The organism is Tardiphaga sp. (assembly GCF_044340795.1).
Taxonomy (GTDB): domain Bacteria; phylum Pseudomonadota; class Alphaproteobacteria; order Rhizobiales; family Xanthobacteraceae; genus Tardiphaga.
In genome coordinates this window covers 1-5,189 of the sequence record NZ_JBIISY010000331.1, presented here as the reverse complement: position 1 = coordinate 5,189, position 5,189 = coordinate 1, and the positions used below count along the sequence as shown (strand labels likewise).

Sequence of the window (5,189 nt, the reverse complement as noted above, 5' to 3'; positions counted from 1 at the left end):
CCGCTTCCTGCCCGACAAGGCCATCGACCTGATGGACGAAGCCTCGGCGCGGCTGAAGATGCAGGTCGATTCCAAGCCGGAAGAGCTGGATTCGATGGATCGCGAGATCATCCGGCTCAAGATCGAGCAGGAGGCCCTGAAGAAGGAAACCGATGCCGGCTCCAAGACCCGGCTCGAGAACCTTGAGAAGGAGCTGGTCGAGCTCGAGGAGAAATCGGCGGCGCTGACGCAAAAATGGTCGGCGGAGAAGAACAAGCTGTCGGATGCGCAGAAGCTCAAGAGCGAGCTCGATGGCTTGCGCCTCGAACTGGCCGATGCGCAGCGCCGTGGCGAATATCAGCGCGCGGGCGAGCTGGCCTATGGCCGAATTCCGGACCTTGAGAAGCGGCTGGCCGATATCGAAGCCAGCGAAAACTCCGGCGAGATGATGGAAGAGGCGGTCACCGCCAACCACATCGCGCAGGTGGTCTCGCGCTGGACCGGCGTGCCCGTGGACAAGATGCTGGAAGGCGAGAAGGACAAGCTACTGCGCATGGAGCAGAGCCTCGGCCAACGCGTCGTCGGCCAAAGCGAGGCCGTGCGCGCGGTGTCGACGGCCGTTCGCCGTTCACGCGCGGGCTTGCAGGATCCGAACCGGCCGATCGGCTCGTTCATGTTCCTCGGCCCCACCGGCGTCGGCAAGACCGAGCTCACCAAGGCGCTGGCGGCCTATCTGTTCGACGACGAGACGGCGATGGTCCGGCTCGATATGTCCGAATATATGGAGAAGCACTCGGTCTCGCGGCTGATCGGCGCCCCTCCGGGCTATGTCGGCTATGACGAGGGTGGTGCGCTCACCGAAGCCGTGCGGCGGCGGCCCTATCAGGTCGTGCTGTTCGACGAGGTGGAGAAGGCGCATCCGGATGTCTTCAACGTGCTGCTGCAGGTGCTCGATGACGGCCGCCTGACCGATGGTCAGGGCCGCACCGTCGACTTCCGCAACACGCTGATCATCATGACCTCCAATCTCGGCTCGGAATTCCTGGTCAACCAGCCGGAGGGCGAGGATACGTCCGCCGTGCGCGAGCAGGTGATGGGCACGGTGCGCGGACATTTCCGCCCCGAATTCCTCAACCGCGTCGACGAGATCATCCTGTTCCACCGGCTGCAGAAGAGCGAGATGGGCCGGATCGTCGAGATCCAGTTCGCACGGCTCACAAAACTGCTGGAGGATCGCAAGATCGTCCTGGAGCTGGATGCGGCGGCACGCGACTGGCTCGCCGAGAAGGGCTGGGATCCGGCCTACGGCGCGCGTCCGCTCAAGCGGGTGATCCAGCGCAGCGTGCAGGACCCGCTGGCGGAGATGATTTTGGCTGGCGACGTCAAGGATGGCGATCATGTCGGGATCAGCGCCGAAGGGAATGTGCTGACCTTCAACGGCACGCTGGTCGGGGCGACGGAGATCGACGACTTCGATGTGCCGGCCAAGCGGATGCTGAACTGAGCGATGATATAACTTGATCGGAACGGCCTGAACTTTGCGGTTCAGGCCGTTTTGATATGGGGAGATGAGAGATGACGCGCATTCTGGTCGTGGGCGCTTCCGGCCTTGTCGGTGGTCAGGTCATCGCAAAGGCTCTGGCCGATGACCGCATCACGCGGGTCGTCGCGCCGACCCGGCGGCCGCTCACGGCACATGCCAAACTCGACAATCTGCTGGTGGATTTCGATCGATTGCCGGCGGACGCGGACTGGTGGGCCGTCGACGGGGTGATCTGCGCCCTCGGTACGACGCGGGCTACAGCCGGCTCGGACGATGCGTTTCGCACCGTCGATTACGATTATCCGCTCGCCGTTGCCCGGCTGGCGCATCGCCATGGCGCCACCCGCTTTGCGCTGAATTCGTCGCTGGGCGCCGATGCGGCGTCGCGGCTGCTCTATCCACGCACGAAAGGGGAGATCGAGGCCGCGATCAGGACGATCGGCTTTGCCTCGCTGACCATCGTCAGGCCGGGTCTGATCGGTGGCGATCGGGCTGAGTTTCGGTTGGGCGAGCGGATCGCTACGGTCGTCCTCGGCGCGCTCGGGCCAGTGCTACCGCGCCGCTATCGGATCAGCCCTGCGGACAGGATCGCGGATGCGCTGATCGAGGCCGCCGTCGCCGGCGGGCCCGGTGATCATCTGATCGAGGCGGAGTTGCTTGCTGCCGGTTGATCTCAGCGCGGGGTGATCGACCGCGTCTGCGGCGGCACCACGCCGGTGCTGCCGGTCGCATCCGATACCCGCGCCTGGCCGCGCTGGTTCATCTGCGTATCGATCTGGTCGCGCGCCTTTTCAAATCCCGCGAGCATGGTGCCTTCCAGCGAGCGGCCGCGCGGCAGGCGCACGCGCATCGGATCGACGAAGCGGCCATTGACCAGGATTTCGTAATGGACGTGGGCGCCGGTGGAGAGACCGGTGGAGCCGACGAAGCCGATCACCTGGCCCTGACGGACGCGCTTGCCGGGCTCCATGCCCTTGGCATAGGCCGACATATGGCCATAGGCGGTCTCGTAGCCGTTGTTGTGCTTCACGCGGATATATTTGCCGTAGCCGCCTTCCCAGCCCACTTTCTCGATCATGCCGTTGCCCGAGGCGAAGATCGGCGTGCCATAGGGCGCCGACCAGTCCACGCCGGTATGCATCTTGGTGTAGCCGAGGATCGGATGGCGGCGGCCGCCGAAGCCGGAGCGCATGATGGCGTTGTTGACGGGCTTGCGGACCAGGAACTTCTTCGCGCTCTTGCCGGTCTCGTCATAGAAGTCGACCACGGAGTCGTCTTCGGTCTTGAAGCGGTAGTATTTCTTGGTCTCGCCGCCGACGGTGAGCGAGGCGTAGAGCACCTCGTTGCGGTCGGGATTGGCGGAGCCTTCGTCTTCGCTGGCGAAATAGACGTCGAAGGAGTCGCCGGGCTGCACGCGGCGCTGGAAGTCGACATCGTAGGAGTAGATCTTGATCATGTCCTCGATGACGGTGGCGGGCACCTTGTTGCGCAGCGCCGTCTCGTAAATGCTCTGATAGAGGCGGACGCCGGTGCCGTCGTCCTCTTCTTCGTCCTCATCACTGGGGGCTGCGGCCTGGTTGGCCGTATTCATGCTGGAGACGTCGACGGCGACATATTTGCCGAGATCCGACAGCGCCGCCACGGCCTCGACGGTGGCGTCGCTGGCGACGACGACGCGGTAGGGCATCAGCCGCTGGCCGGGGCCGGCAGGCGCCATCAGGATGCGCAGTTTCTGGCCTTCGCGCAGTCCGCCATCGCGGCCCTTGGCGCCGAGCGTCAGTGAAATCTGGCGGGCTTCCTCGGGGGAGGCGCCCTGATCACGCATGATGCTCTGGACGGTCTCGCCCTTCTTGACGATGTGGATGCGCTCGCCGGTGGGATTGCCGCCGGTGATCTGTTCCTTGGTCTTGGCGAGCAGCGTGACGTTTTCCGGCACGATGCGGGTCTCGAAGCCCGCATAGGGATCGGCCACATTGCCTTCAGCGGCGTAGGCCATCTTCATTTCGCTGCCGGCGCCGCTGTAATCCTGGGTGCCGCCGATGGAGGCGTAGCGCACGCCGCCCTGGCCGCGCCAGTTCGAGGCGTCGCGCACGCGCATCAAGACTTCCTCGGCGGAAACAGATGCGGCTGCCGCCAGCTTGGCCTTCGGCAGCACCTGCGCCAGATCGCGGGTGACGAAGGAGACTTCGGCATCGGGCTCGGCGGTCTCGGTGGTGTTGCCGGCGTCTTCGGCGGTCGGCTGTGCGCCGCCGACATCGGTGAGCAGGCGCTGCGCATTGAAGGGGGGCACCTTGGCGGAGAGATCGCTGGTCGCCATCACCAGATTGCCGGAGATCTTCACATAGGGCCGTACGCGCATGACGTCGCGATTGCCGACGCGGGTGACGGTGGACATGCGAAACACCTGACGCGCGGCGGAGGCTTCGCTCGGCGGCGGCAGGCGATCGGCTTTATGCAGGCTGGCTTGCTTGTCGTTAGAACTGACCGCGCCGCGCAGCGCGCTTTCCACGCGCTCAGGCAGCTTGGCAAATGTCATCTCGCCATCGAGCGATGCGAAAACGGCGCCGCCGATCAGAGCCGCGCCGCACAGACCTGTGAGAATAGTGCCGGAAAACCATTGTACGGAGACGCGACGGCGATCGATCACCGCGGCCTCGGAGCCATCGACGGACAACGGCGGCTCGTGACCGAGATCGATCATCCCGGTCTCACGATTGATGGCGCCACTGCGTGACAGTCCGTGGTTCAAACCGTAGTCCCCCAAAGTGCCGGCATCCGATGGCGAAGCTCCCCAGCTCAGGCGCACGGATGGTCGAACAGCGCGGGCCAAAATGCTGGCCCAAGGTCCAATCGTCAATGCTGCAAAGAGGCTCTTACCGTCTTGCTGTCATGTTCCATGCTGCGCATCCGGCGATCTCTTGCTGGCGATCCATCCACTGATCGTCATCTCGCCGTCGTCACAGCTGCCTCAAGACGGATTTTCGAACCCCGGAACCGAAAAATTTCGCGGTTCCGACAAAGAATCTTCATCCGAGACGACGCCAGAACGCCGGAGCAATGTGGCTTTGATGCGGCGTTAGCGCTGATAAACCTACGCTTTTCGGGCCCAAAAGATTCTTCGACCCAGCGTGACGATTTTCTGACGAAACGCGTTGACAGGTCCGGTGGTCCCCCCCTATAAGACGGCCACTGAGCGCGGCGGCGCCGGGGCCCAACGGCCCGGGCGGTTTGACGCGCTCCGGAAATCAACATCGCGACAGTGATGAAGTAGCCGATAGGTCTCGGCTGCTAAATTTTTGTCGAATAGATTGTTGAGAGAGATTTTGACGCCTCTGGCGTCGGGCTGTTTGACAAGTTGAGAAGAAGAAAGAGAAACGTGGACGGCGGAGTCCTTGCGGGTCTCGCTCAATAAGAACCTCGGTTTTTATTGTTGTGAGGCCGGACGAAAGACTTCGGCGGCACTACGTTTTTTACAAGGAAACACCATCGCTGTTTTTGCGCTGTGAAGCGCGGACGGCATGTTGATCAAGCTTCGGTTTGATCGACGTAGAATGGTGGGATCCTCGTCAAACGTTGTGATTATGCCGGTTCAAAAGTTTCAAGTCCAACTTGAGAGTTTGATCCTGGCTCAGAGCGAACGCTGGCGGCAGGCTTAACACATGCAAGT

At 63.0% G+C, this 5,189-nt stretch carries 3 protein-coding genes and 1 rRNA gene; 3 read left to right on the top strand and 1 reads right to left on the bottom strand.

Annotated features, from left to right (window positions below; all coding sequences use genetic code 11):
* Together ACIQ17_RS30415 and ACIQ17_RS30410 are read left to right on the top strand one after the other, a co-directional pair.
* On the top strand, positions 1 to 1,483 hold a 1,483-nt coding region (locus ACIQ17_RS30415; RefSeq protein WP_398473193.1), incomplete at its 5' end, for an AAA family ATPase.
* A gap of 71 nt (positions 1,484 to 1,554) precedes the next feature.
* Complete coding sequence (locus tag ACIQ17_RS30410; RefSeq protein WP_398473192.1) at positions 1,555 to 2,193, top strand: NAD-dependent dehydratase; 639 nt, start codon at positions 1,555 to 1,557, stop codon at positions 2,191 to 2,193.
* A gap of 2 nt (positions 2,194 to 2,195) precedes the next feature.
* Here the strand turns inward: ACIQ17_RS30410 and ACIQ17_RS30405 are convergent, their stop codons facing one another.
* Positions 2,196 to 4,271 carry a M23 family metallopeptidase gene (locus tag ACIQ17_RS30405; protein WP_398473191.1) on the bottom strand — a complete coding sequence of 692 codons (2,076 nt, stop codon included), beginning with the start codon at positions 4,269 to 4,271 and terminating at the stop codon, positions 2,196 to 2,198.
* An 856-nt stretch (positions 4,272 to 5,127) separates the two neighbouring features.
* Between ACIQ17_RS30405 and ACIQ17_RS30400 the strand changes: the two genes are divergently transcribed.
* Positions 5,128 to 5,189: ribosomal RNA gene (locus tag ACIQ17_RS30400) — 16S ribosomal RNA — on the top strand; the annotation flags it as partial.